Origin of the sequence: Pseudomonas phenolilytica, assembly GCF_021432765.1 — a bacterium.
Taxonomy (GTDB): domain Bacteria; phylum Pseudomonadota; class Gammaproteobacteria; order Pseudomonadales; family Pseudomonadaceae; genus Stutzerimonas; species Stutzerimonas phenolilytica.
This window is the reverse complement of sequence record NZ_CP058908.1, coordinates 1446002-1472293: the sequence shown is the minus strand read 5'-3', so window position 1 is coordinate 1472293 and position 26292 is coordinate 1446002. Positions and strand designations below refer to the sequence as shown.

General features: G+C 64.5%; 23 protein-coding genes and 1 riboswitch. Of the genes, 10 read left to right on the top strand and 13 right to left on the bottom strand.

Features of this window, described 5'->3' with window-relative positions; all coding sequences use genetic code 11:
- Nucleotides 1-8: 8 nt before the first annotated feature.
- Complete coding sequence (rph, locus tag HU825_RS06955; protein WP_234303189.1) at nucleotides 9-731, bottom strand: ribonuclease PH; 723 nt, start codon at nucleotides 729-731, stop codon at nucleotides 9-11.
- A 144-nt stretch (nucleotides 732-875) separates the two neighbouring features.
- On the opposite strand from rph, the gene HU825_RS06950 reads away from it, so the two are divergent.
- Nucleotides 876-1739 (top strand): YicC/YloC family endoribonuclease, encoded by an 864-nt coding sequence (locus tag HU825_RS06950; RefSeq protein ID WP_234303188.1) that lies wholly within the window; start codon nucleotides 876-878, stop codon nucleotides 1737-1739.
- Nucleotides 1740-1807: 68 nt separating this feature from the next.
- On the top strand, nucleotides 1808-2428 hold the full coding sequence (gene gmk / locus HU825_RS06945; protein WP_008568423.1) for a guanylate kinase: 621 nt from the start codon (nucleotides 1808-1810) through the stop codon (nucleotides 2426-2428).
- Between the two features lie 56 nt (nucleotides 2429-2484).
- Here the strand turns inward: gmk and thiC are convergent, their stop codons facing one another.
- On the bottom strand, nucleotides 2485-4368 hold the full coding sequence (thiC, locus tag HU825_RS06940) for a phosphomethylpyrimidine synthase ThiC (RefSeq protein WP_234303187.1): 1884 nt from the start codon (nucleotides 4366-4368) through the stop codon (nucleotides 2485-2487).
- A gap of 99 nt (nucleotides 4369-4467) precedes the next feature.
- Nucleotides 4468-4574, bottom strand: a riboswitch (TPP riboswitch).
- Between the two features lie 162 nt (nucleotides 4575-4736).
- On the opposite strand from thiC, the gene HU825_RS06935 reads away from it, so the two are divergent.
- Nucleotides 4737-6185, top strand: coding sequence for a TolC family outer membrane protein (locus tag HU825_RS06935; protein WP_043297853.1), 1449 nt, complete (start codon nucleotides 4737-4739; stop codon nucleotides 6183-6185).
- Nucleotides 6186-6228: 43 nt separating this feature from the next.
- Here the strand turns inward: HU825_RS06935 and waaA are convergent, their stop codons facing one another.
- Nucleotides 6229-7521, bottom strand: a complete 1293-nt coding sequence (gene waaA / locus HU825_RS06930) for a lipid IV(A) 3-deoxy-D-manno-octulosonic acid transferase (RefSeq protein WP_234303186.1) — start codon at nucleotides 7519-7521, stop codon at nucleotides 6229-6231.
- Nucleotides 7522-7722: 201 nt separating this feature from the next.
- Between waaA and HU825_RS06925 the strand changes: the two genes are divergently transcribed.
- Nucleotides 7723-8478: an NRDE family protein gene (locus tag HU825_RS06925; RefSeq protein WP_234303185.1), complete on the top strand. Its 756-nt coding sequence runs from the start codon at nucleotides 7723-7725 to the stop codon at nucleotides 8476-8478.
- A 13-nt stretch (nucleotides 8479-8491) separates the two neighbouring features.
- On the opposite strand, the gene ptsP is transcribed toward HU825_RS06925, so the two are convergent.
- Nucleotides 8492-10765, bottom strand: a complete 2274-nt coding sequence (ptsP, locus tag HU825_RS06920; RefSeq protein WP_008568429.1) for a phosphoenolpyruvate--protein phosphotransferase — start codon at nucleotides 10763-10765, stop codon at nucleotides 8492-8494.
- Nucleotides 10766-10790: 25 nt separating this feature from the next.
- Nucleotides 10791-11270 carry an RNA pyrophosphohydrolase gene (locus HU825_RS06915; RefSeq protein ID WP_003286151.1) on the bottom strand — a complete coding sequence of 160 codons (480 nt, stop codon included), beginning with the start codon at nucleotides 11268-11270 and terminating at the stop codon, nucleotides 10791-10793.
- 178 nt (nucleotides 11271-11448) lie between these two features.
- Here HU825_RS06915 and HU825_RS06910 point away from each other — a divergent pair, with 178 nt between their 5' ends.
- Complete coding sequence (locus HU825_RS06910) at nucleotides 11449-12102, top strand: histidinol-phosphatase (RefSeq protein ID WP_043297850.1); 654 nt, start codon at nucleotides 11449-11451, stop codon at nucleotides 12100-12102.
- Nucleotides 12103-12112: 10 nt separating this feature from the next.
- Here HU825_RS06910 and HU825_RS06905 read toward each other — a convergent pair whose 3' ends face one another.
- Entirely contained in the window at nucleotides 12113-12553 is a 441-nt protein-coding gene (locus HU825_RS06905) for a DUF2269 family protein (protein WP_054094405.1), read from the bottom strand.
- Between the two features lie 21 nt (nucleotides 12554-12574).
- Nucleotides 12575-14089: a threonine ammonia-lyase, biosynthetic gene (ilvA, locus tag HU825_RS06900; RefSeq protein WP_043297848.1), complete on the bottom strand. Its 1515-nt coding sequence runs from the start codon at nucleotides 14087-14089 to the stop codon at nucleotides 12575-12577.
- Nucleotides 14090-14255: 166 nt separating this feature from the next.
- Between ilvA and rpiA the strand changes: the two genes are divergently transcribed.
- Together rpiA and HU825_RS06890 are read left to right on the top strand one after the other, a co-directional pair.
- A complete protein-coding gene (gene rpiA / locus HU825_RS06895; protein WP_234303184.1) occupies nucleotides 14256-14927 on the top strand; it encodes a ribose-5-phosphate isomerase RpiA in 672 nt (223 codons plus the stop codon).
- Nucleotides 14928-15012: 85 nt separating this feature from the next.
- Nucleotides 15013-15360, top strand: a complete 348-nt coding sequence (locus HU825_RS06890; protein ID WP_008568435.1) for a YegP family protein — start codon at nucleotides 15013-15015, stop codon at nucleotides 15358-15360.
- Nucleotides 15361-15370: 10 nt separating this feature from the next.
- Here HU825_RS06890 and HU825_RS06885 read toward each other — a convergent pair whose 3' ends face one another.
- The 4 genes from HU825_RS06885 to HU825_RS06870 all read right to left on the bottom strand — a co-directional run bounded on the left by HU825_RS06885 (nucleotide 15371) and on the right by HU825_RS06870 (nucleotide 19510).
- Nucleotides 15371-16279, bottom strand: a complete 909-nt coding sequence (locus HU825_RS06885; protein WP_054094402.1) for an SdiA-regulated domain-containing protein — start codon at nucleotides 16277-16279, stop codon at nucleotides 15371-15373.
- A 71-nt stretch (nucleotides 16280-16350) separates the two neighbouring features.
- Complete coding sequence (locus HU825_RS06880) at nucleotides 16351-17265, bottom strand: SdiA-regulated domain-containing protein (protein WP_234303183.1); 915 nt, start codon at nucleotides 17263-17265, stop codon at nucleotides 16351-16353.
- A gap of 88 nt (nucleotides 17266-17353) precedes the next feature.
- A complete protein-coding gene (locus HU825_RS06875) occupies nucleotides 17354-18019 on the bottom strand; it encodes a fumarylacetoacetate hydrolase family protein (protein ID WP_043297843.1) in 666 nt (221 codons plus the stop codon).
- 96 nt (nucleotides 18020-18115) lie between these two features.
- Nucleotides 18116-19510 carry an FAD-binding oxidoreductase gene (locus HU825_RS06870; protein ID WP_043297842.1) on the bottom strand — a complete coding sequence of 465 codons (1395 nt, stop codon included), beginning with the start codon at nucleotides 19508-19510 and terminating at the stop codon, nucleotides 18116-18118.
- Between the two features lie 197 nt (nucleotides 19511-19707).
- Here HU825_RS06870 and serA point away from each other — a divergent pair, with 197 nt between their 5' ends.
- From serA to HU825_RS06855, 3 genes are all read left to right on the top strand, one after another.
- A complete protein-coding gene (gene serA, locus HU825_RS06865) occupies nucleotides 19708-20937 on the top strand; it encodes a phosphoglycerate dehydrogenase (RefSeq protein WP_138300911.1) in 1230 nt (409 codons plus the stop codon).
- Between the two features lie 241 nt (nucleotides 20938-21178).
- On the top strand, nucleotides 21179-23113 hold the full coding sequence (locus tag HU825_RS06860) for a putative nucleotidyltransferase substrate binding domain-containing protein (protein WP_077682746.1): 1935 nt from the start codon (nucleotides 21179-21181) through the stop codon (nucleotides 23111-23113).
- Between the two features lie 7 nt (nucleotides 23114-23120).
- Entirely contained in the window at nucleotides 23121-23828 is a 708-nt protein-coding gene (locus HU825_RS06855) for a 3'-5' exonuclease (protein ID WP_077682747.1), read from the top strand.
- Nucleotides 23829-23909: 81 nt separating this feature from the next.
- Here the strand turns inward: HU825_RS06855 and HU825_RS06850 are convergent, their stop codons facing one another.
- Entirely contained in the window at nucleotides 23910-24425 is a 516-nt protein-coding gene (locus HU825_RS06850) for a hypothetical protein (protein ID WP_043297839.1), read from the bottom strand.
- 95 nt (nucleotides 24426-24520) lie between these two features.
- A complete protein-coding gene (locus tag HU825_RS06845; RefSeq protein WP_043297838.1) occupies nucleotides 24521-26290 on the bottom strand; it encodes a sodium:solute symporter family protein in 1770 nt (589 codons plus the stop codon).
- Nucleotides 26291-26292 lie beyond the last annotated feature (2 nt).

Genomic DNA, 26292 nt, shown 5'->3' with positions numbered 1-26292 from the left:
TGCACCACTCAGTCGGCCAGCGCCGCGCGCTGCAGGTCGAACAGCTCACGCATGCCGCTCTGGGCCAGCTCGAGCATGGCGGTCAGCTCGTGCGGCTGGAACGGCGCGCCCTCGGCAGTGCCCTGCACCTCGATGAAACCACCGGCGTCGGTCATCACCACGTTGAGGTCGGTCTCAGCCGCCGAATCCTCGAGATAGTCGAGATCGAGCACCGGCTGCCCCTGATACATGCCGACGGAGACCGCGGCCACCATCTGTTTGACCGGATCGCCGCCCTTCAGCCCGCCACGCTGCTTCAGCACCTTCAGCGCGTCGACCAGCGCGACCATCGCGCCGGTGATCGAGGCCGTACGCGTGCCGCCATCGGCCTGGATTACATCGCAGTCGATGAACAGGGTGTTCTCGCCCAGCTTGCTCATGTCCAGCGCCGCACGCAGCGAACGACCAATCAACCGCTGGATCTCCAGGGTGCGCCCGCCCTGCTTGCCACGCGCGGCCTCACGCTGATTACGCTCGCCGGTGGCGCGCGGCAGCATGCCGTACTCAGCCGTCAGCCAGCCCTGCCCCTGCCCCTTGAGGAAACGCGGTACGCCCGACTCGATACTTGCAGTGCAGATGACCCGGGTGTCGCCGAACTCGACCAGCACCGAACCTTCGGCATGCTTGGTGTAATTGCGCGTGATACGGATCGAGCGCAGCTGATCGGCGGCACGGCCACTGGGACGCTTCATGTAGGTACATCCTGCTTCGGGGTAAGAGTGCCGGGCATTATAGAAGGCTTGTCCGCAAAAGGGGCCGATTGCCGCCGCAACCCCGCTGACGGTTTTTCCTTTACAATCCTCCGCCTTTCGCCATCCGCATCGAGAGGTTTCCCGATGGTCCACAGCATGACGGCCTTCGCCCGCAGCGAGCTGGCCGGCCCCCACGGCACCCTCAGCTGGGAAATCCGCTCGGTCAATCATCGCTACCTGGAACCGCATCTGCGCTTGCCGGAGGCCTTTCGCGACCTTGAGGGCGCGGTGCGCGAAGCTCTGCGCAAAGGGCTGTCGCGCGGCAAGGTCGAATGCACCCTGCGCTTCGCCGAGGATGCCGGCCGCGGCGAGCTGCAGCTCGACCGCGAACGCGCCAGCCAGCTGATCGCCGCGGCCGAAAGCGTAGCCGCGCTGATCAGCCGGCCGGCGCCGATCGACCCGCTGCAGGTGCTCGGCTGGCCCGGCGTCCTGGTTGGCGATGCGTTCGACCCGCAGGCGTTGAACAAGAGCGCTCTGCAACTGTTCCACGACGCCTTGGCGCAGCTCCGGGAAGGCCGCCAGCGCGAGGGCGAGGAACTGGCCAAACTGCTCAATGAACGCCTGGACGGCATGCTCGTGGAAGTCGCCACGCTACGCGAGCAGGTGCCGCAAATGCTCGCCGCCCAGCGGCAGAAAGTGCTCGACCGCTGCGCGGAAATGCAGGTCGAACTCGATCCGCAGCGCCTGGAACAGGAAATGGTCCTGCTGGCGCAGAAGAGCGATGTCGCCGAAGAACTCGACCGCCTCGCCACCCATGTCGGTGAAGTGCGCCGTGTACTCAAGGCCGGCGGCGCGGCCGGGCGGCGCCTGGACTTCCTGATGCAGGAACTCAACCGCGAAGCCAATACCCTCGGTTCCAAGGCGTTCGATCCGCGCAGCACCCAGGCGGCGGTCAACCTCAAGGTGCTGATCGAGCAGATGCGCGAGCAAGTGCAGAACATCGAATAGCCGGCAGGCACGCACAACCGCCGGGCTATTGTCACAGTCAGATATTCATCGAGTTCCAGGAAACCGTCATGTCCGCCACAACCGGCACGCTCTATATCGTTTCCGCGCCTTCCGGGGCCGGCAAGACCAGTCTGGTCAAGGCACTGATCGATGCCCAGCCGCAGGTCCGGGTGTCGGTATCGCATACCACCCGCGCCATGCGCCCGGGCGAGGTCGACGGGGTCAACTACCACTTCGTCAGCCGCGAGGACTTTCTCGAACGCCTCGAACGCGACGAATTCCTCGAGCATGCCGAAGTGTTCGGCAACCTCTACGGCACCTCGCAACGCTGGCTGGAACAGACCCTCGCCGAAGGCTACGACCTGATTCTGGAGATCGACTGGCAAGGCGCCCAGCAGGTGCGCCGGCTGATGCCGCAGGCCAAATCGATCTTCATCCTGCCGCCGACCCAGGAGGCCCTGCGCCAACGCCTGAACAACCGCGGCCAGGACAGCGACGAGATCATCGAGCGGCGCATGCGCGAAGCGGTCAGCGAGATGAGCCACTACGTCGAATACGACTATCTGGTGATCAACGACGATTTCGCCCACGCACTGATCGATCTGCAGGCGATCTTCCGCGCCAACCAGCTCCGCCAGCCTGCTCAACAGCAGCGCCATATGCGCCTGCTGAGCGATCTGCTGGCCTAGAAACGCAGAACCCCGGCGCCGTTGCCGACGCCGGGGTTCATTTGGTCACCGCCGGATCACACCTGGCGGTAGATCACCGACCCTTCGTCCTTGAAGCGCTCGGCCTGCTCGGCGAAACCCGCCTCGATGGCCTTCTGCTCGTCGGTCAGACCGTTCTCGGCAGCGTATTCGCGCACTTCCTGGGTGATCTTCATCGAGCAGAACTTCGGCCCGCACATGGAGCAGAAGTGCGCGACCTTGGCCGAATCCTTGGGCAGCGTCTCGTCGTGGTAGCTGCGCGCGGTGTCCGGATCGAGGCCGAGGTTGAACTGGTCTTCCCAGCGGAACTCGAAGCGTGCCTTGGACAGGGCGTTGTCGCGGATCTGTGCGCCCGGATGACCCTTGGCGAGGTCGGCGGCATGCGCGGCGATCTTGTAGGTGATGATGCCGGTCTTCACGTCGTCCTTGTTAGGCAGACCCAGGTGCTCCTTGGGCGTGACATAGCAGAGCATGGCGCAGCCGAACCAGCCGATCATCGCGGCGCCGATGCCGCTGGTGATGTGGTCGTAGCCGGGGGCGATGTCGGTGGTCAGCGGCCCGAGGGTGTAGAACGGCGCCTCGTCACAGCACTCCAGCTGCTTGTCCATGTTCTCCTTGATCATGTGCATCGGTACGTGGCCCGGACCTTCGATCATGCACTGCACGTCGTGCTTCCAGGCGATCTTGGTCAGCTCGCCGAGCGTTTCCAGCTCACCGAACTGCGCGGCGTCGTTGGCGTCGGCAATCGAGCCCGGACGCAGGCCGTCGCCCAGCGAGAAGCTGACGTCGTAGGCCTTCATGATTTCGCAGATATCGTCGAAGTGGGTGTAGAGGAAGTTTTCCTTGTGATGCGCCAGGCACCACTTGGCCATGATCGAGCCACCGCGACTGACGATGCCGGTAACGCGCTTGGCGGTCAGTGGCACGTAGCGCAGCAGCACGCCGGCGTGGATGGTGAAGTAGTCCACGCCCTGTTCGGCCTGTTCGATCAGGGTGTCGCGGAACAGCTCCCAGGTCAGGTCCTCGGCGATGCCGCCAACCTTTTCCAGTGCCTGGTAGATCGGCACCGTGCCAATCGGCACCGGCGAGTTGCGAATGATCCACTCACGGGTCTCGTGGATGTGCTTGCCGGTGGACAGGTCCATGACCGTGTCCGAGCCCCAGCGGATGCCCCAGGTCAGCTTGGCGACTTCTTCCTCGATGGAAGAACCCAGCGCCGAGTTGCCGATGTTGCCGTTGATCTTCACCAGGAAGTTGCGGCCGATGATCATCGGCTCCAGCTCGGTGTGGTTGATGTTGGCCGGGATGATCGCGCGGCCGCGGGCGACTTCGCTGCGGACGAATTCAGCGGTGATTTCCTTCGGAATGCTGGCGCCGAAGCTCTGGCCGGCGTGCTGTTCCTTGAGCAGGCCCGCCTCGCGCGCTTCGGCCAGCTTCATGTTCTCGCGGATGGCCACGTATTCCATCTCGGGCGTGATGATGCCCTGCTTGGCGTAGTGCATCTGGGTGACGTTGTGCCCGGCCTTGGCGCGGCGCGGGTTGCGCACGTGAGCGAAGCGCATGGCTGTCAGTTCGGCGTCGTCCAGGCGACGCTGGCCGAATTCGGAGGACAGCCCCGGCAGCCTCTCGGTGTCGCCGCGCTCCTCGATCCAGGCGCTGCGCACGTCGGCCAGGCCCTTGCGCACGTCGATGGTCACGTTCGGATCGGTGTAGGGGCCGGAGGTGTCGTAGACGGTGACCGGCGCGTTGATCTCGCCACCGAAGGCGGTCGGAGTGACGTCCAGGCTGATCTCGCGCATCGGCACACGGATATCCGGGCGCGAACCCTGCACGTAGACCTTCTGCGAACGCGGGAACGGCTGGATGGATTGCTGATCGACCTGGGCGCTTTCGCTCAGATTCTTGTTGCTTTGCACGCTCATGGGCTTCTCCACGGGAAATGTCGGAGCGAACCTGAGCAACACGGCGGGTCAAGGGCATCGGGGTGCGCCGGAACTGGCGCCGAGAGCCTCGCCGGCAACTGGCGAGTACATCTTGTTCCCTACGCAGGCCTTAACCTGATCAGGTTCAACGGGATCCGGAACTTTCCGATCTCAGCCTTCGCATCAAGGCACCCCGACAAGAACGCCGCCGAGTCTAATCAAGAGCCGCGGGAAAAACCACGCCGGTGCGGCCGCAAGCCGACCGTTCGGTCATTTTTCCCCGCCGCACGCCGTGCAATCGCTGCGCCTTGACCCTCCCTGGCCCGCCGCTTAGCCTTGCCCATCACTTCAATTCAGGATGAGCCGAGATGCTGCACAGACTTCCCCTGGCCATCGCCGTGGCAGCCATCTTCGCCGGGACGGCCTTGGCCGAAACCCCGCTCGCCAGCCGTACCGATCTGGTCAGCGTCTACCAGCATGCGGTCGACAACAACGCCGACCTCGCGGCCGCCCGTGCGCAGTTCCGCGCGCGCCAGGAGGTGGTACCGCAGGCACGTGCCGGGTTGCTGCCCAATCTCAGCGCCGGCGCAGAACTGAGCGACACTGAAACGGATGTCGACACTCATCTGGGCTCGCGCTCGCTGTCGCGCAGCGGCACCGCCTACCAGGCAACGCTGAGCCAGCCGCTGTTCCGCGCCGATCGCTGGTTCCAACTCAAAGCCGCCGAGGCCATCAGCGAGCAGGCGGCGCTGGAGTACTCCATCGCCGAACAGGACCTGATCCTGCAGAGCGCGCAAGCCTACTTCGCCGTGCTGCGCGCGCAGGACAACCTCGCCGCATTGAAGGCCGAGGAAGCGGCGTTCAAGCGGCAGCTGGACCAGGCCAACGAACGCTTCGAGGTCGGCCTGTCCGATCGTACCGACGTACTCGAGGCCCAGGCCGGTTTCGATACCGCACGCGCCAATCGCCTCATTGCCCAGCGTCAAGTCGACGATGCGTTCCAGGCCCTGTTCACCCTGACCAACCGCGAGTACCTCGCGCTCGAAGGCATCCGCCACAGTCTGCCGGTGCTGGCGCCGACACCGAACGACGCCGGCGCCTGGGTCGACACCGCCAGCCGGCAAAACCTCAATCTGCTGGCGGTGAACTATGCCGTGACCGCCGCCGAAGAAACCCTGCGCCAGCGCCGCGCCGGCCACGCGCCGACGCTCGATGCGGTGGCGTCATACCGCAAGGGCGACAACGACGCGCTGGGTTTCTCCAACAGCGGCATGAGCGATGCGCTGCCGAACTACCCGCGCTACACCGGCGATGCCGAGCAGCGCAGCATCGGCCTGCAACTGAACATCCCACTGTACAGCGGCGGCCTGACGCGTTCGCAGAGCCGCGAAGCCTTCCACCTGCTCAGCCAGAGCGAACAGCAGCGCGAGAGCCTTCGGCGCCAGGTTGTCGAAGCCACGCGCAACCTGCATCGTGCGGTGAACACCGACATCGAGCAGGTGCAGGCGCGCCGGCAGTCGATCATCTCCAACCAGAGCGCACTGGAAGCCACGGAAATCGGCTATCAGGTGGGCACGCGCAACATCGTCGACGTGCTCGACACCCAGCGCCGGCTGTACGCCGCCGTGCGCGATTACAACAACGCCCGCTACGACTACATTCTCGACAATCTGCGTCTGAAACAGGCCGCCGGTACGCTGAACCCGGACGACCTGCAGCAGCTGGCCGCCTACCTCAAGCCTGACTACGACCCGGACAGCGACTTCCTGCCGACGGACCTGCCGCAGACCATCGGCCAGCCCGTACGCATCGACTGACACAACGGCGACCGCGGGCGGCGGACAGCGCGCCGGACGCGAATTACCTCGGCGGAGGCTCCGCGCGGTCGGCGAGCAGGCGCGCCAAGGCGGCCAGCAAGCGCTGCAGCGCACCCTGATTGGCTTTGAGCACCGTCAGCCCAGCCGCGCGCATGCGCTCGGCGCTGACCGGCTCGCGCCACAGCCGGTCGACGCTATCGGTCAGCTCGACGGCGTCGGCCACTTCCAGCAGCGCACCAGCCGCACGCAACTGAGCCGATATCTCGAGGAAATTGAACAGGTGCGGGCCACTGAGCACGGGTTTGCCCAGCGCCGCCGGTTCCAGGAGGTTGTGTCCGCCGTTGGGCACCAGGCTACCGCCGACGAAGGCAACGTCCGCCAGCGCGTAGAGAAACAGCAGCTCGCCCATGGTATCGCCGAGCAGCACCTGCGTATGCGCGGTAACGTCCTCGCCCTGCGAGCGCCGGACCGTGGCGAAACCCTGCTGACGGCACAGCTCGGCCATCGCCGCAAAGCGTTCCGGATGGCGCGGCACCAGGATCAGCAGCGCCTGCGGATGCCGCTCCAGCAGCCGCCGATGCGCCGCCAGGACGATCTCGTCTTCACCGGCATGGGTGCTCGCCGCGATCCACACCGGCCGCTGTAGCGCACCCCACTGCGTGCGCAGTTCGCCCGCACGCGCCAGCAGCGCCGGGTCGATGGTCAGATCGAATTTGATCGAGCCGGTGACCTCGACGCACTCGCTGCGCGCGCCCAGCGCGAGAAAGCGCTCCGCCTCGGCGGCCGTCTGCACGGCGATCAGACTCAGCTCGCCCAGCATCGGTGCCGTCAAGCGGGCGAAACGGGCATAACCGCGCGCCGAGCGTTCGGACAGCCGCGCATTGGCCAATGCCACCGGAATGCCGCGCCACGCGCATTGATGGATATGGTTGGGCCACAGCTCTGTTTCCATCACCACCGCCAGCCGTGGCCGGGCACGCTCGAGAAAGCGTGCTGCCGCCCAGGGCAGGTCATAGGGCAGATAGCAGTGCTGCACGCGGTCACCGAACAAGGCGCGGATTCGCTCCGAACCGGTCGGCGTCATGCAGGTGACGGTGATCGGCAGGTCGGGATGGCGCGCCATCAGCTCGCGGATCAGTGGCGCCGCAGCAATGCTCTCGCCCACCGACACTGCGTGCAGCCAGATGCCGCCAGGCTCGAGCGGCGGCAGACCGATGGCGAAGCGCTCGCCGATGCGCTGCGCATAGGCCGGCGCCCGCCACGCGCGCCAGAGCAGGCGCAGGATCACCAGCGGCAGGCCGAGGTGAAACAGCAGGGTATAGAGGGTGCGATTCATGGGGGCGCAGTTTACTCGAAAGCAGCGCTGGCGCCGCGCTTCGGTTGCTCGGCGGTGGCGGCCAGCGCCGCCACGCGCACACCGCGAGCATGGCCCCCAATCCCCCGGATAGCGCGCCACCGGACCGTCTGGAGGACCTGCCTTGAGACCGTCTCGCCTTTTCGTCTAGCCTGCTCGTTCATCCGTTCTTTCCGGTGCCCCATGTGCCTGATCGTTTTCGCCTGGCGCCCCGGCCACGCGCTGCCGCTGCTGCTGGCCGCCAACCGTGACGAGTTCCACGCCCGCCCCAGCCTGCCGCTGGCCACCTGGGAGGATGATCCGGCCATCATCGGCGGCCGCGATCTGCAGGCAGGCGGCACCTGGTTGGGCGTTCGTCCCGATGGCCGCTTCGCCGCGCTGACCAATATCCGCATCGGCGGCCAGCCAGCGGGCCGACGCAGCCGAGGCGAGCTGGTGGTGCGTTACCTGCGCGGCGAGCTGCCGCCGGCCGATTATCTTGCCGGGCTGAGCGCAGGTATCGAGGACTATGCCGGCTTCAACCTGCTGGTTGGCACTGCGCGGGAGCTCTGGCATTTCAATTCCCAGTCCGGGTCGCCGCGGCGGCTGGAAGCTGGCGTCTACGGCCTGAGCAACGCCGATCTGGATACGCCCTGGCCGAAGTTGCGCCGAGCGCGCACCGCCTTGGCCGCCCGACTGGAGCTGGCCGACACCGAGTCGCTGCTGCAACTGCTCGACGACCATGAGCGGGCGCCCAATGCGGAGCTGCCGAGCACCGGCGTGCCGCTGGAATGGGAACGCCTGTTATCGAGCGTCTTCATCGCCAGCGCCGAATACGGCACGCGCGCCAGTACCGCGCTGCTGCGCTGGCAGAACGGTGCGCTGGATATCCATGAACGGCGTTTCGGTCCGGATGGGTTGCTCGGCGATACGCGCTATCGCCTGCCGGCGCGCGACTGAACCAAGCGCCGCATCACACCGCGGCGGAAGGGTTGATCAGGCGATTCAGACCGAGGTTGCGCAGCGTCAGCTGCACGGTGGCGTGGATCACCTGCGGGCTGTCGAGCACCATTACTCTCGCCAGCAGTTCGCGGGCGGTCTGCAGGCTGACCTGACGCAGCAGCCACTTGACTTTGGGCAGGTTGGTAGCGTTCATCGACAGGCTATCGAAACCCATCGCCAGCAACAGCATGGCGGCGGCCGGATCGCCGGCCATCTCACCGCAAATACTCACCGGGCGCCCCTCGGCGTGCGCCTCGTGGACCACGCGCTGCAGGGCCTCGAGCACGGCCGGATGCAGATAGTCGTAGAGATCGGCGACGCGCGGATTGTTGCGGTCGACGGCGAGCAGGTACTGGGTCAGATCGTTGGAGCCGACCGAGATGAAGTCCACCAGACGCGCCAGCTCGCGCGTGAGGTAGACTGCCGCGGGCACTTCGATCATCACGCCCACCGGCGGCATCTGCACGTCCAGGCCTTCGTCGCGCACCTCGCCCCAGGCGCGGTGAATCAGGTGCAGCGCCTCTTCCAGCTCGCGCAGACCGGAAATCATCGGCAGCAGGATGCGCAGGTTGTTCAGCCCGACACTGGCCTTGAGCATCGCGCGGGTCTGCAGCAAGAAGATTTCCGGGTGATCCAGCGTGACGCGAATGCCACGCCAGCCGAGGAACGGGTTCTCTTCCTTGATCGGGAAATACGGCAGCGACTTGTCGCCGCCGATGTCCAGGCTGCGCATGGTGACCGGCAGCGGATGGAACGCCTCCAGCTGCTCGCGATAGATCGCCATCTGTTCCTTTTCGCTGGGGAAGCGCTCCTTGATCATGAAGGGCACTTCGGTGCGATACAGGCCGACGCCCTCGGCGCCACGCTCCTGCGCGCGCACCACATCGGCGAGCAGGCCGGTGTTGACCCACAGCGGGATACGCCGACCATCGGTGGTCTCGCAAGGCAACTCGCGCAGTACGTCGAGCCCTTCGGAGAGCTGGCGTTCCTGCTCGGCGAGCACCGCGTACTGTTCGCGCAGCACCTTGCCGGGGTTGGTGATGATCTCGCCGCGATAGCCGTCGATGATCAGCTCGATGCCGTCGACCTTCGAATAGGGCAGATCGACCGCGCCCATCACCGTGGGAATGCCCATCGCCCGCGCCAGAATCGCCACGTGCGAGTTGCTCGAGCCAAGCACCGACACCATGCCGGCGAGCTTGCCTTCGGGTACCTCGCCGAGCATCGCCGGCGACAGCTCCTCGCTGACCAGGATGGTCTTGTCCGGGTAGGTGAGTGTCTGCTGGCGAGCCTCCTGCAGGTAGGAGAGCAGGCGGCGACCGATGTCCTTGACGTCCGAGGCGCGCTCGCGCAGGTAGGCATCGTCCATCAGCTCGAAACGCCGCACATGCTCGGTCACCACCTGGCGCAGCGCACCCTGCGCCCACTGGCCGGTACGGATGACCTTGGCCACCTCGCCGGCCAGCGCCGAGTCGTCGAGCATCATCAGGTAGACGTCGAACAGCGCGCGCTCTTCCTTGCGCATCTGGTTGGCGAGCTTCTCGGACAGCGCACGCATGTCCGCGCGTACCGCCTCGAGCGCCGTCTCGAACAGCGCCAGCTCGGCACCGATGTCATCGACGGTCTTGTCCGGCACCACGTCCAGATCGGCCGGCGGCAGCACCACCACCGCGGTGCCGACACAGGCACCCGGCGCGCCGGGAATGCCGACGAAACGCGTTTCCTGGATACCCTTGCCCTGGCGACCGAGGCCGCGGATCGAGCCAGTCGCCTCGGCATGGGCGATGACACCGGCGAGCTGTGCGCTCATGGTGACGAGAAATGCCTCCTCCCCTTCATCGAACTGCCGGCGCTCTCTCTGCTGGATGACCAGCACGCCCATTACCCGTCGATGGTGGATGATCGGTGCACCGAGGAAGGACGCATAACGCTCCTCGCCGGTTTCGGCGAAATAGCGATAGCGCGGGTGTTCGGAGGCGTGCTCGAGGTTGAGCGGCTCCTCACGGGTGCCGACCAGGCCGACCAGACCTTCGTTAGGCGCCATGCTGACCTTGCCGATGGCGCGCTTGTTCAGGCCCTCGGTGGCCATCAGCACGAAACGTTCGGTTTCCGGATCGAGCAGATAAACCGAGCAGACATGGCTGCCCATGGCCTCCTTGACTCTCAGCACGATGATGCCCAATGCCGCCTTGAGGTCCTTGGCGGCGTTCACTTCCTGGACAATCTTGCGCAGCGTGCCGAGCATGCTCAGAGGCTTTCTCCCCGATCTTTCAGTCCCGCACGGGTAGGCGCGGTGCGAGTTCTTTGAGTGCGCGACGGTAGACCTCGCGCTTGAAGGTGACGACCTGGCCCAGCGGATACCAGTAACTGACCCAGCGCCAACCATCGAATTCGGGTTTGCCGGTCAGATCCATCCGCACCCGTTCTTCGGCGCCGGTCAGGCGCAGCAGAAACCACTTCTGCTTCTGGCCGATGCACAGCGGCTGGCTGTGCGTGCGCACCAGACGCTGCGGCAGACGATAGCGCAACCAGCCACGGGTGCAGGCGAGGATGTTCACATCCCGCTCTTCCAGCCCGACTTCCTCGTTCAGTTCGCGGTACAGCGCTTCCTCGGGCGTCTCGCGCGGGTTGATGCCACCCTGCGGAAACTGCCAGGCGTCCTGGTTGATCCGCCGCGCCCACAGCACCTGCCCGACATCATTGGTGAGGATGATGCCGACATTCGGGCGAAAACCATCGGAATCGATCACGGCTAGCAACCTCGCAAACGCATGTCGCCGCATTGTTCCACAAAACGGCGATCAGCCGAAAGCGCGGCACGCCGCCAGTTTCCGCATCGTCGGACGCAGCGAAGCGCGAGCAGGTCTGGCGCAGCCGCCACATTTGGTTATGCTGGCGCCGCCATTCATCTTGCGAAGGAATCCATCCGTGCGCCTGGCTCTATTCGATCTCGACAATACCCTGCTGGCCGGTGACAGCGATCACGCCTGGGGAGAGTTTCTCTGCCAGCGCGGCCTGGTGGACGTCGACACCTATCGTGCGCGCAACGACGCCTTCTATCAGGACTATCTCGATGGAAAGCTCGATGTGCACGCGTACCAGAATTTCTGCCAGGAGCTGTTGGGCCGCAGCGAGATGGCGCAGCTCGAGCGCTGGCACGCCGAGTTCATGCGCGAGCATATCGAACCCATCGTGCTGGCCAAGGGCGAGGCGCTGGTGCGTCAGCATCTGGAGGCCGGCGACCGGGTGGTGATCATCACTGCGACCAACCGTTTCATCACCGGGCCGATTGCCGCACGATTGGGCGTCGACACCCTGCTGGCGACCGAATGCGAGATGATCGACGGCCGCTACACCGGCCGACTGACCGACATCCCCTGCTTCCAGGAAGGCAAGGTCGAGCGCATCGAGCGCTGGCTCGACGAAAGCGGACAGTCGCTCGAAGGCAGCTATTTCTACAGCGATTCGCGCAACGACCTGCCGCTGCTCGAGCGGGTCAGCCACCCGGTCGCAGTCGACCCGGACCCGACCCTGCGCAGCATCGCCGAACAGCGTGGCTGGCAGATCATCTCGCTGCGCTGATGCCGCCGGCTCAGGCCGGCTTGGCGCCCATCAGCGCGCTGATCGCCAGCAGCACCAGCAGGATCAGTCCCGCATAGGTCAGACTGAATCCCAGCAACCGCGCGGGTGCCGGCGCCTCGCCGAGCGCGGCCCAGGCGCGTAGGCGCCCGGCCAGCAGCAGCCCGAGCGGCAGCAGCAGCAAGAACAACAGCGAGCTGACCAGCAGCCACAACTGGCCCAGCGGCCAGCCGGCCAGATGCACCAGCCACCAGCCGCTCACCGGCAGTGAAAGACCGAGCAACGCCAGCAACGGCAGCGACAGTCGGCGCGTTCGCCGCAGCTTGTTTTGCAGCACAGCCGCATCGCCGCGACGCCAGTTACGCCAGAGCAACGCCAGATGCGCGGCGATCCCGAGAATCAGCAATACCGCCGAGGCACCGTGGACGATTCGCAGCAGCAGGTAGTGGTCCATGCGCTCTCCTTAGACGCCCGATCAGCCGAGGAATAGCCGATAGGCCGGGTTGTCGCTTTCATCCCAGTAGCGATAGCCGATTTTTTCCAGTGCCGCCGGCACCAAATGGCGCTCCTCGGCCGGCACCTGCAGGCCGGCGACGACACGGCCATCGGCGGCGCCGTGATTGCGGTAATGGAACATCGAGATGTTCCAGCGCCCGCCCAGCTTGTTGAGGAAGTTGAACAGCGCGCCGGGACGCTCGGGGAACTCGAAGCGCAGCACCATCTCGTCGCTCACGCCCGCCGCGTGGCCGCCGACCATATGGCGGATATGCAGCTTGGCCAGTTCGTTATCGGTCAGATCGAGCACCGGAAAGCCCTTGTCGCGCAGCCCCTCGACCAGCGCCGCACGCGGGTCGTTCTCCGGGTGGGTCTGCACACCGACGAAAATGTGCGCCTCGCCATTGGTGTGGTAGCGATAGTTGAATTCGGTGATCTGCCGCTTGCCGATCGCCTCGCAGAACGCCTTGAAGCTGCCCGGCTGCTCGGGAATGGTCACCGCGATGATCGCCTCGCGCTTCTCGCCCAGCTCGGCGCGCTCGGCGACGTGGCGCAGGCGGTCGAAGTTGACGTTGGCGCCCGAATCGATGCCTACCAGCACCTGACCGCTGACGCCGTCGCGCTCGACGTACTTCTTGATCCCGGCCACGGCCAGCGCGCCGGCCGGCTCGGTGATCGAACGGGTATCGTCGTAAATGTCCTTGATCGCCGCACAGATCTCGTCGGTGCTGACGGTGATCACCTCGTCGACGTAATGCTTGCAGACCTCGAAGGTATGCTGGCCGATCTGCGCCACCGCCACGCCATCGGCGAACAGCCCGACCTGCTCCAACACGACGCGCTCGCCCGCCGCCATTGCTGCCTGCAGGCAGTTGGAATCGTCCGGTTCGACGCCGATCACCTTGGTCTGCGGGTACAGGTACTTCACGTATGCCGCGATGCCTGCCACCAGCCCGCCGCCGCCCACCGGCACGAAGATCGCGTCGATCGGTCCCTGATGCTGACGCAGGATTTCCATCGCCACGGTGCCCTGACCGGCGATCACGTCGGGATCGTCGTAGGGATGGATGTAGACCAGCCCTTTCTCCTCGACCAGTTTCAGCGAATGGGCCAGCGCCTCGGGGAACGCATCGCCATGCAGCACCACCTTGCCGCCGCGGGCGCGCACGCCCTGCACTTTCAGCTCCGGCGTGGTCCGCGGCATGACGATCGTGGCCTTGATCCCCAGTTGCTTGGCCGCCAGCGCAACGCCCTGGGCGTGGTTGCCGGCCGACGCAGTGACCACGCCGCGCGCCAGCTCCTCCGGCGACAGCTGCGCCAGCTTGTTGTAGGCGCCACGCACCTTGAAGGAGAACACCGGCTGCAGGTCCTCGCGCTTGAGCAGAATCTGGTTGCCGATGCGCTCGGACAATTGACGGGCGGGCTGCAGCGGGGTTTCGACGGCGACGTCGTAGACGCGCGAGGTGAGGATCTTCTTGACGTAGTGTTCGAGCATTCTGGCTATCTTGGCGGGCATTACGGAGGGATCGGGCGAGTCTACTCCGCGGCACCCGCGGCGACCACCGGCAATCGGCCATCCCGGCACCGGCCCATCGGTCGGGCCAGCCGCCGCCGACTCCGGGCTATAATCGTCGCCTCGTCAATCCAGCCCCGGACCCTCCATGACCCAGGATCAGCTCAAGCAGGCCGTCGCCCAGGCCGCTGTCGACTACATCGTGCCCAAGCTCAACGACCGCAGCATCGTCGGCGTCGGCACCGGCTCGACCGCCAACTTCTTCATCGACCTGCTGGCCAGGCACAAGGGCTTTTTCGATGGAGCGGTAGCCAGCTCCGAGGCCACCGCCGAGCGCCTGAAGCAGCACGGCATTCCGGTCTACGACCTGAACTCGGTCAGCGAACTGGAGTTCTACGTCGACGGCGCCGACGAGGCCAACAAGCACCTCGAGCTGATCAAAGGCGGCGGCGCCGCGCTGACCCGCGAGAAGATCGTCGCGGCCGTGGCCAAGACCTTCATCTGCATCGCCGATGACAGCAAGCTGGTCGAACAGCTCGGCACCTTCCCGCTACCGGTAGAGGTCATTCCGATGGCGCGCAGCCACGTCGCCCGCGAGCTGGTGAAGCTTGGTGGCGACCCGGTCTATCGCGACGGCGTGGTGACCGATAACGGCAACGTGATCCTCGACGTGCACAACCTGATGATCGGCTTCGCGCCGGAACTCGAAGGCAAGATCAATGACATCGTCGGCGTGGTCTGCAACGGACTGTTTGCGATGCGTCCGGCCGATCTGCTGCTGCTCGGCACCGCCGGCGGCGTACAGACGCTGACGCGCTGAAGCGAAGCGGCAGTTTCGCTCGGCTGCGGCTACGCTTGTGGATACTGCGTCGGCTCCGGCGCAGCTCGCCACAGGAGGTGTCGCCATGCCCGGCAAGTTCCAGTTGAAGAAAACCGCCAACGGTCAGTTCCATTTCAACCTGCTGGCCAGCAACGGCCAGGTCATTCTCACCAGCGAGCAATACAAAGCTCACGCTTCGGCCGTCAACGGCATCGATTCGGTACGCAAGAATGCCACCCGCGAAGGCGCGTTCGAGATCAAAGAGTCGAGCAGCGGCAAACATTACTTCGTGCTCAAGGCCACCAACGGGCAGATCATCGGCCAGAGCCAGATGTATGCCAGCCTCAGCAGCGCCGAGCACGGCTGCGAATCGGTGCGCAATCACGCGCCGGACGCGGCGCTGCAAGATGAAAGCGCCGCACCGGTCGCGTGATCCGCAAAGGCTACTTGCGAAACACGTAGAACAGGTTCGGTTCGCTGACCAGGTACAACGTGCCGTCGGCCGACATGGCGATGCCTTCGGCCTGCGGCACGTCTGCTTCGAGCCCATGCTGACCCGCCGTCAGCCGCAGACTGCTGAGCGGCCGCCCGGCCAAATCCAGCTCAACCACCAGCCGCGACTCGTCCGACAGGGCCAGCAGATGACCGCTCGCCTCGTCGTACTGCAGGCTGGAAAGGTCACGCACGAACAGGCCGGCATCGCGCCGGGGATTATCCTGCACGTGCACGGCATAGGGCTCTTCCGGGTCCGCATGCGGGAATCCGCGAATCTCGTAGATCCGCAGCGGATCACGTTCCTTGGCCACGAAAAGTCGCCGCCCGGGCGCATCGTAAGCCAATCCTTCGAACCCCTTGTTGCCGTTGCGGCCGATCCCGAGCGACAGTTGCCGGGCACCGCTCGCATCAATCACCGAGGTCTGCTTGTCGACCTCCACCTGCAACAGACGCTGCTCGCGCTCGTCACTAATCACGTAGACGCCGCGACTCACATACTCGATGGCCTCGGGATCACCAAACCCCTCCAGGCGGACCGAGCGCAGCAGCCGCCCCTCCAGACTCAGCTCCAGCAACCGCGGATTGCCGTTGGTCACCGCGATCAGGCTGTTGCGGTCCGGGTCGTAGGTGAGCGCGGAAAGGTCATCCTCGACCCCCTCTATCACCTGCGCCTGAACCACCGCACGGTAATCCGGCAGCCATAACGAACGCTCCCGGCGCTGATCTGCATAGCGCCATTGTTGAAACTCGAACCAGGCCCGTTCGGGAAGCTGAAAATGCCAGGCGGTGATGGCCGAGAGGGTGACCAGCAGAGCGGCCAGGATAGAAAACGCAACAGATCGCGAGGCTACGTGCATAAGCGGCTTGCTTCCAGACTGAGGTCGTCCAGCGTGCCACGCTCTGGCTTACGCCAAGCTGAATGGCATGCTCAGCGCGGTCGGCGGCTGAACACGTAAAAGCGGTTGGGCTCGCCGACTACATAGATATTGCCTTCACTATCCATCGCCACCCCCTCCGCCTGCTCGATCCCATGCACCAGCCCGTTGAGGCCGCCGAACAGGCTGATGAAACTGCGCGGGCGCCCCCGCAGGTCCAGCTCCACCAGCAGCCGCGATTCGTCGGAGAGAAGCAGCGTATGCCCGCTGCGTGGATCGATGGTCACCGAGGAGATATCGCGCACCAGCAGCGGTTGGCGCGGCAGTGCTTCGAGCACGCCGACACTGCCGTCTTCACCGGGGAATGGCAGCTCGAACAGGCCCTGCGGGTCGCGCTCCTTGGCCAGCAGCAGGCGTTGCGTATGCGGGTTCCAAGCCAGTCCCTCGAAGCCCTTGTTACCGGCTTCGGCAAAGCCAAGGTCATGCACCGCCAGATCGTCCAGGTCGACGCTTTCCATGCCCAGCTCGGGGCGAACCACCGCCACCAACCGACGGCGCTCGTCTACGATCGCCAGCCTCCCGTCGTTCAGCGCTTCGACAGCCTCCGGATCGGAGAATCCGAGCAGACGTATACGGCGTAGCACCACCCCACCAGGAGTGAACTCAACCAATTGTGGATTTTGCCCAGTGACGGTCCACAACGTGCCCGACAGTGGGTTCCAGGTCAGCCCGGATATCTCATCCTCTTCCAGTCCCAGCAGGGTCGTTTCCAACGCCAGCTCGTAGTCAGGCAACCAGATACTGGCAGCGCGCTGCTCGGCGCCGACCGACTGTTCGCGCCAGTAGAGCCGCAGCTGATCATCCCAGTGCAACAGGTGGCCGGCAGCCAGCACGGCGATCAACACCAGCAACAGCGCGGCCTTGATGGCCAGGCGCCAGCGAGATGAGCGAGCAGGAACGGCGAGCATGGAGAGGGTTCCAGCGAAAGGGCCCGCATTACAGCATGGCGGCCGCCGCTGGAAAACGTGGATTACCTCGCACTCGCTCGCCGAAGGATCAGAGCACTCGGCTCTCGAAGCGTGACAGTCCCACCAGCTCCAAGACCAGCTGATCACCAGATTGCAGCGGGCCGACGCCGGCCGGCGTGCCGGTCAGCACGACATCACCGGGCTGCAGGCTGAAGTGCCCGGCGATGTGCTGCAGCAACGGTAGGATGGCGTTGAGCATCTGGCTGCTGTTGCCATCCTGCCGCACTTCACCGTTGATGCTCAGGCGGATGCCGATGTCGCACAGATCGTCGACGGCACTGGCGGGAACGAAGGGCGCGAGCACGCAGGCGCCATCGAAGCTCTTGGCGATCTCCCACGGATGGCCCTTCTCCTTGAGCTTCGCCTGCACGTCACGCAGGGTAAGATCCAGCGCCGGGGCGAAGCCGGAAATCGCGTCGCGCAGCTCCTCCTCGCCCGGCTTGCGCGACAGCGGCTTGCCGATCAGTACGGCAATCTCCGCCTCGTAATGCACCGTGCCGCGATCGGCCGGGATGCTGAAGCCACCCGCCAGCGGCACCGCGCAACTGCCCGGCTTGATGAACAGCAGCGGCTCGCTGGGCACTGGGTTGTTCAGCTCCTTGGCATGCTCGGCGTAGTTGCGGCCGATGCAGACGACCTTGCCCAGGGGATAGTGAATCGGCGTACCGTCGGTGTACTGGTGCTGGTAATTCATGGTTGTCCTCGAACTCGGGGTGGAAACCGCGCAGCGCTTCCACCGGGGTAGCGATCGAGGTGGGCAAGGACCGATAGTCACTTCCCACCCGGCGGGTCAGAGCGGGAAGATTTTCCCGGGGTTCATGATTCCGTTCGGATCGAACACCGCCTTGACCGCCTTCATGTATTCGATTTCCGCCGGCGAGCGGCTGTATTGCAGGTAGTCGCGCTTGGTCATGCCGACACCGTGCTCGGCGGAAATCGAGCCGTTGTACTTCTCGACGGTCTCGAACACCCACTTGTTCACCGCCGCGCACTTGGCGAAGAACTCCTCCTTCGTCAGTGCCTCGGGCTTGAGAATGTTCAGGTGCAGGTTGCCGTCGCCGATGTGACCGTACCAGAGCACCTCGAAATCCGGGTAGTTCTGGCTGACGATGGCGTCGATATCGGCCAGGAAGGCCGGCACTTGGCTCACGGTTACCGAAATATCGTTCTTGTACGGTGTCCAGTGGGAGATGGTTTCGGATATGTACTCGCGCAACTTCCACAGGTTCTGCAACTGTTGCTCGCTCTGGCTCATCACCCCATCGATCACCCAGCCTTCGTTGACGCAGTGTTCGAAGGTCGCCAGCGCCTGCTCGGCGCGTTCCTCGGTGGTGGCCTCGAATTCCAGGAGTGCGTAGAACGGGGTGCGGGTTTCGAATGGTGCCGGCACGTCGCCGCGGGCGAGGATCTTGTCCAGGCACTTGTCGGAAAAGAACTCGAAGGCGGTCAGGTCCAGCTTGTCCTGGAACGCGTGCAGCACCGGCATGATCGAGTCGAAGTCCGGGGTACCCAGCACCAGCGCCGTAAGGTTGGTCGGCTGACGCTCCAGGCGCATGGTCGCCTCGACGACGAAGCCGAGGGTACCCTCGGCGCCGATGAACAGCTGACGCAGGTCGTAGCCGGTGGCGTTCTTGACCAGGTCCTTGTTCAGCTCCAGCAGATCGCCCTTGCCGGTCACGACCTTGAGCCCGGCGACCCAGTTGCGCGTCATGCCATAGCGGATCACCTTGATTCCGCCGGCGTTGGTGCCGATGTTGCCGCCGATCTGGCTGGAGCCGGCCGACGCGAAGTCCACCGGGTAGTACAGGCCCTTGTCCTCGGCGAATTGCTGCAGCTGGGCGGTGATCACCCCGGGCTGGCAGATGGCGGTGCGATCCATCTCGTTGAATTCGAGAATCTGGTTCATGTAGTCGAAGGACACCACCACCTCGCCATTGGCCGCCACGGCGGCGGCCGAAAGCCCGGTGCGCCCGCCCGACGGCACCAGCGCGACCTTGCGGGTGTTGGCCCAGCGCACGATGGCCTGCACCTGTTCGATGCTCTTGGGGAACACGATGGCCGACGGCGCCGGCGCGAAATGCTTGGTCCAGTCCTTGCCGTAGGCGTTCAGCGAATCGACGTCGGTCAGCACCTTGCCGGGCTCTACCAGGGTTTGCAATTCAGCGATCAGGGAGGAGTCGGTCATCGCGGGAACACTCATATGATTCATGGTCACCCTGAGTACGCTTCAGCTCGGAAATGGGTGATTCAGAGGGTGCGTATGCTAGCATACGCACCCCTTCGAAACGTGCCTCGGCAGACTTCCCACACCGCGTGCAGCCGGTGCGGCCAGCCTTCGCTGGACACTTGTCTTCACCTCCGGCCTTAAAGGTTTTAATGCAGATGAGCCAGACTTCACTCGACAAGAGCAAGATCAAGTTCCTTCTTCTCGAAGGTGTCCATCAGAACGCCCTCGACACCTTGAAGGCCGCCGGTTACTCGAACATCGAATACCTCAAGACCGCGCTGACCGGCGACGAGCTGAAGGAAAAGATCGCCGACGCACATTTCATCGGCATCCGCTCGCGCACCCAGCTGACCGAGGAAATCTTCGATGCTGCCAAGAAGCTGATCGCCGTCGGCTGCTTCTGCATCGGCACCAACCAGGTCGACCTCAACGCCGCTCGCGAACGCGGCATCGCGGTGTTCAATGCGCCCTACTCCAACACCCGCTCGGTGGCCGAACTGGTGCTGGCCGAAGCCATCCTGCTGCTGCGCGGCATCCCGGAGAAGAACGCCGCGTGCCACCGCGGCGGCTGGATCAAGTCGGCGGCCAACTCCTTCGAGATCCGCGGCAAGAAGCTGGGCATCATCGGCTACGGCTCCATCGGTACCCAGCTGTCGGTGTTGGCCGAAGCGCTGGGCATGCAAGTGTTCTTCTATGACGTGGTCGCCAAGCTGCCGCTGGGCAACGCCACGCAGATCGGCTCGCTGTACGACCTGCTGGGCATGTGCGACATCGTCTCGCTGCACGTGCCGGAGCTGCCGTCCACCCAGTGGATGATCGGCGAGAAGGAAATCCGCGCCATGAAGAAGGGCAGCATCCTGATCAACGCTGCCCGCGGCACCGTGGTCGAGCTGGACCACCTGGCCGCCGCGATCAAGGACGAACACCTGATCGGCGCCGCCATCGACGTGTTCCCGGTCGAACCCAAGTCCAACGATGAAGAGTTCGTCAGCCCGCTGCGCGGTCTGGATCGCGTGATCCTGACTCCGCACATCGGCGGCTCCACCGCCGAGGCGCAGGCCAATATCGGCCTGGAAGTAGCCGAGAAGCTGGTGCGCTACAGCGACAACGGCACCTCCGTCTCCTCGGTCAACTTCCCCGAAGTGGCGCTGCCATCGCATCCGGGCAAGCATCGCCTGCTGCACATCCACCAGAACATCCCGGGCGTGATGAGCGAGATCAACAAGGTCTTTGCCGACAACGGCATCAACATCGCCGGCCAGTTCCTGCAGACCAACGAGAAGGTCGGCTACGTGGTGATCGACGTCGACAAGGAATACTCCGACCTCGCGCTGGAGAAGCTGCAGCAGGTCAACGGCACCATCCGCAGCCGCGTGCTGTTCTGATCCGCCGCGGCGAAGAATCAGTTCGCCGCCGACCGATCCGATGCCAGTCAGCCCCGCTGACTGGCATTTTTTTTGCCCCTATCACACACCGAGCGGGCGCAATGCACCACTGCGGCCGAGACGGACTCCCAGCCCCTACGCTGATCCCGATCAGTCCCCCCACGCCGTCGGCTGACTAGACTTACGTCCAATGTGCCCGAGTCCGGCCGCAGCCGAACATGAACAAAAACGGAATCCCGCCATGAGCACAGCTGACGCCCTCGCCGCCGCCGGCAAGACCGCCGTCTTGCAGAACATCCACGGCACCATGGAGTTCCTGCGCAAGTTCCCACCGTTCAACCTGATGGAAAAGGCTCACCTCGCCTACCTGGTGGAGAACTGCGAGCTGCGCTTCTATGCCGCCGGCGAGCACATCATCTCGCCCGACGACGGCGTGGTGCAGCACTTCTACATCGTCAAGCAGGGCCGCGTGCACGGACAGCGTCCGCACAGTGCCAAGCGCGGCAGCGAAACCACCTTCGAGGTGATCGTCGGCGAGTGCTTCCCGATGGCCGCCTTGATGGGCGAGCGCGCCACGCGCACCGCGCATCTGGCCGCTGAGGACACCTTCTGCCTCCTGCTGAACAAGCCGGCCTTCGTCCAGCTGATCTCGATCTCCAGTCCCTTCCGCGATTTCGCTATCCGTGGCGTCAGCAGCCTGCTCGACCTGGTCAACCAGCAGGCGCAAATACGAGCCGTCGAGACCCTGGGCGAGAACTACTCGCTGGAAACCAGCATTGGCGAGCTTGCGGTGCACCATCCGGTCGCCTGCCTGCCGGCCCTGCCGCTGCGCGAGGCCGTGGCACTGATGCAGCAGAACAACGTCGGCAGCATCGTCATCGTCGACGAACAGCAACATCCGCTGGGCATCTTCACGCTGCGCGACCTGCGCCGCGTGATCGGCACCGAGGCCGGCGCACTGAGCGCGGCGATTTCCTGCTACATGACTCACGAACCGTTCCACCTGCCGCCGGAAGCGACCGCCTTCGATGCCGCCATCGCCATGACCGAGCGCCACATCGCCCATGTCTGCGTGGTCGACAACGGCCAGCTGGTGGGCGTGATTTCCGAACGCGACCTGTTCTCCCTGCAGCGCGTCGATCTGGTGCATCTGGCGCAGACCATCGGGCACGCCGACCGAGTCGAAGCGCTGGTGGCGATCCGTGGCCGCATCAAGCAACTGGTCGACAACATGCTCGCGCATGGCGCTTCCTCGACGCAGATCACCCATATCATCACGCTGCTCAACGACCACACCGTGCGGCGGGTGATCGAGCTGGCCATCCGCGACATGGGCGACCCGGGCGTGCCTTTCACCTGGCTGTGCTTTGGCAGCGAAGGTCGCCGCGAGCAGACCCTGCACACCGACCAGGACAACGGCATCCTCTTCGAAGCGGCCGATGCCGCCGAGGCCGCTCTTCGGCGCGGACGGCTGCTGCCGCTGGCCGAACGCATCAACCGCGACCTGGACACCTGCGGTTTCACGCTGTGCCGCGGCAACATCATGGCTGGCAACCCCGAGCTGTGCCTGTCGCGCCAAGAGTGGGGCCGGCGCTTCAGCGCATTCGTGCGCGAAGCGACGCCGGAGAACCTGCTGAGCAGCACTATCTTCTTCGACCTGCGTGCGGTCTGGGGTCCGCAGGAGGGCTGCGAACAATTGCGCCAGGATCTGCTTGCCGAAGTGGCGGACAATCGCATCTTCCAGCGCATGATGGCCGACAACGCCCTGCGTCACCGCCCGCCGGTGGGCCGCTTCCGCGACTTCGTGCTGGCGCGCAAGGGCGACGGCAAAGATACGCTCGACCTCAAGGTTCAGGGATTGACCCCCTTCGTCGACGGCGCCCGGCTTCTGGCGCTGGCCAATGGAATCGGCGAGTGCAACACGCTCGAGCGCCTGCGCCGTCTGGTCGAGAAAGGCATCATCGACGCCAAGGATGGCGCCGCCTACGAAGAGGCCTACCACTTCATCCAGCAGACCCGCATGCAGCATCACCAGCAACAGGCGCGCGACGAGGCGCCCTATTCCAACCGGCTCGACCCGGATACGCTCAACGCACTCGACCGCCGTATCCTGCGCGAATCCTTCCGCCAGGCCCAGCGTCTGCAGACGAGCCTGGCCGTGCGCTATCAGTTGTAGATCCGAGATGAAGATGACCTGGTTCCACCCGCGCGGGCCGAAGCTCACGCTCGATCAGCAGCAACGCCTGGCCAAACTGAAGCGCCCCGCCGCGCTGGACGGAACCCCGCTGCGCGAACAGCGCATGGTGGTACTCGACCTCGAAACCACCGGCCTGCATCTCAAGCGCGACCTGGTCATTTCCATCGGCGCGGTGACCATCGAAAACGCGGCGATCGATTTCTCCCAGCAGTTCGAGTGCACACTCAACCGTCAGATCAAGTTCAGCGAAAGTGTGCTGATTCACGGCATCGCGCCCAGCGAGCTGGCCAGCGGCCTGCCACCGGCCGACGCGCTGCTCAGCTTCATGGAATTCGCCGGTGATAGCGTGATCCTTGCATTCCACGCACCGTTCGATGAGCGCATGCTGGGTCGTGCGCTAAAGAAAGAGCTGGGCTACACCCTGCAGAACACCTTTCTCGACGTGGCCGACCTTGCGCCGATGCTGTTCCCGCACGCCATGATTCACCGCGGCGGACTCGACCACTGGCTGCAGTACTTCCATATCGACATTCCGCAGCGCCACCATGCCTCCGCCGATGCGCTGGCCACGGCGCAGATCGCCTTGATCCTGATGAGCCGCGCCCGCCGCCTGGGCATCGAACGCATCGATGAGCTGGCTCAGCGCGTCCGCTGCTGGAAGCGCTCGCAGCAGGTCGCGCGACACTCGCTCTGATTTCATCTGCGCGAACAGCCACGCCGGTGCGCACACCTCGCCGCGAGCAGCGCGACTGCTGCTCGTGCGAGTCAGGGAAGTCTATGGCCGGGTGCAGATGGCCTGGTAAAGCGGGGCGTCCGTTTCCAGTTCGGTCAGCGTTTCCATCTTGGCCTCGCCGGCATCGTTCAGCCGGAACATCGCCTTCTCGTTGCAGAGCAATTGGTACTTGCCGCTTTTCACCGTGGATACCAAGTGCTGCTTCTCGAAGCGATACAGGACGAACCGAGCCAGGCGTCCCTGCGCGACGTCCTGAATCTGCACGTTGGTACTGTCGAGCACCGTGTAGGCCAGCGGCATAGGGAACAGCAGCGTCCAGGGCCGCCACAGCATGTGGCCCTCCTCGCTGGTCACCACCACGGAACCCTGTGGCAGGCGGGCCTGCGACGTCTCGAACCAGGTGTACTCGTAGTAGATCGTGTAGCCGAACATGCCCAGCCCGGCAAACACCGGGATGATCCACATAGGCAACCGCTTGCCGGACAGGGAGCGCAGCAGCAACGCAATCCCTGCACCCGCCAAAGCGGCAGCCGCTGCTGCGATGAGATGCCAGAACATAGATCACTTCCTCAAAAAAATCGGGCTTCCAGATGGAAGCCCGATTCTTACTTCAACCTCGCGTCAGCCGCGCTGACGTCCGGACGCATTATCGTTTAGTGGCCAATCGCCGCGCCAGCACCCTTCGGAGTGCGAACGCTTTCGACCAGGTCCTGGATCTCCCGCGGCGGAGCCTCGGTAGCCATCGACACGGCGTAGGCGACGGCGAAGTTCAGGATCGCACCAACGGCACCGAAGGCCTGCGGGGAAATACCGAACATCCACTCAGCCGGCACGTTGGCGAAGGTATTGGTGCCCGGGATGAAGAACCAGCCCAGGTACAGGAAGATGTACACGGCAGTGCTCACCACACCGACCAGCATCCCCGCAACCGCACCTTTGCTGTTCACGCGCTTGGAGAAGATCCCCATCATCAGCGCCGGGAACAGGCTGGATGCCGCAAGACCGAACGCCAGCGCCACCACCTGTGCCGCGAAGCCCGGCGGGTTCAGACCCAGCCACGTAGCCAAGATGATCGCACCGGTCATCGAGAGACGAGCGGCAATCATCTCGTTCTTCTCGCTGATTTTCGGATTTATCAACGTCTTGATCAGGTCATGACTGAACGCCGAGGAGATCGCCAGCAGCAGCCCCGCCGCTGTGGACAGCGCAGCAGCGATAGCACCGGCAGCAATCAGACCGACGACCCAGCCCGGCAGGTTGGCGATTTCCGGGTTGGCCAGCACGATGATGTCGTTGTTGACGGTCAGCTCGTTGCCGTTCCAGCCGCGCTCCTGCGCAGTCGGAGCAAAGGCAGCGTTGGCGTCGTTGTACATCTGGATCCGACCATCGCTGTTCTTGTCTTCCCACTTGATCAGACCGGTGTCTTCCCAGGTATTGATCCAGTTCGGGCGCTCTTCATAGAGGATCGCCTGTCCTTTCGGGCCATCCGGGTAGACGGTATCTACCAGGTTCAGACGAGCCATCGAGGCCACCGCGGGAGCGGTGAGGTAGAGCAGGGCGATGAAGATCAGCGTCCAGCCAGCCGACCAGCGCGCATCAGCCACCTTCGGTACGGTGAAGAAGCGGATGATCACGTGCGGCAGACCTGCAGTACCGATCATCAGCGACAGGGTGAACAGGATCATGTTCAGCCGGTTATCAGTGTCGGCGGTGTAGGCCGCAAAGCCCAGATCCGTTACCACGGCGTCCAGTTTCTGCAGCAGCGGCAGGCCGGTTTCGACGTCGTTACCGATCATGCCCAGCGACGGAATCGGGTTGCCGGTCAGCTGGAAGGCGATGAACACTGCCGGGATGGTATAGGCAATGATCAGCACGACGTACTGCGCCACCTGGGTGTAGGTGATGCCCTTCATGCCGCCGAATACCGCGTAGACGAACACGACCGCTGCAGCGATCCAGATACCGGCCTCGTTGCTCAGCTCCAGGAAGCGCGAGAAGGCAATACCGGCACCAGCCATCTGGCCGATTACGTAGGTCAGGGAGATCAGCAGCAGGCAGAGTACCGCTACCAGACGCGCACCACGGCTGTAGAAACGGTCACCGATGAAATCCGGTACCGTGAACTTGCCGAATTTGCGCAGGTAGGGCGCCAGCAGCATCGCCAGCAGCACGTAGCCGCCGGTCCAGCCCATCAGGTAGACCGAGGTGCCATAACCGCCGAAGGCGATGATGCCGGCCATGGAAATGAACGAGGCCGCAGACATCCAGTCCGCTGCGGTCGCCATACCGTTGGTTACGGGATGGACGCCACCACCGGCGACATAGAACTCCTTGGCGGAACCGGCACGGGCCCAGGCCGCGATACCGAAATAGAGCGCAAAGGACGCGCCCACGAACAGCATGTTTATCCAGTACTGGCTCATGG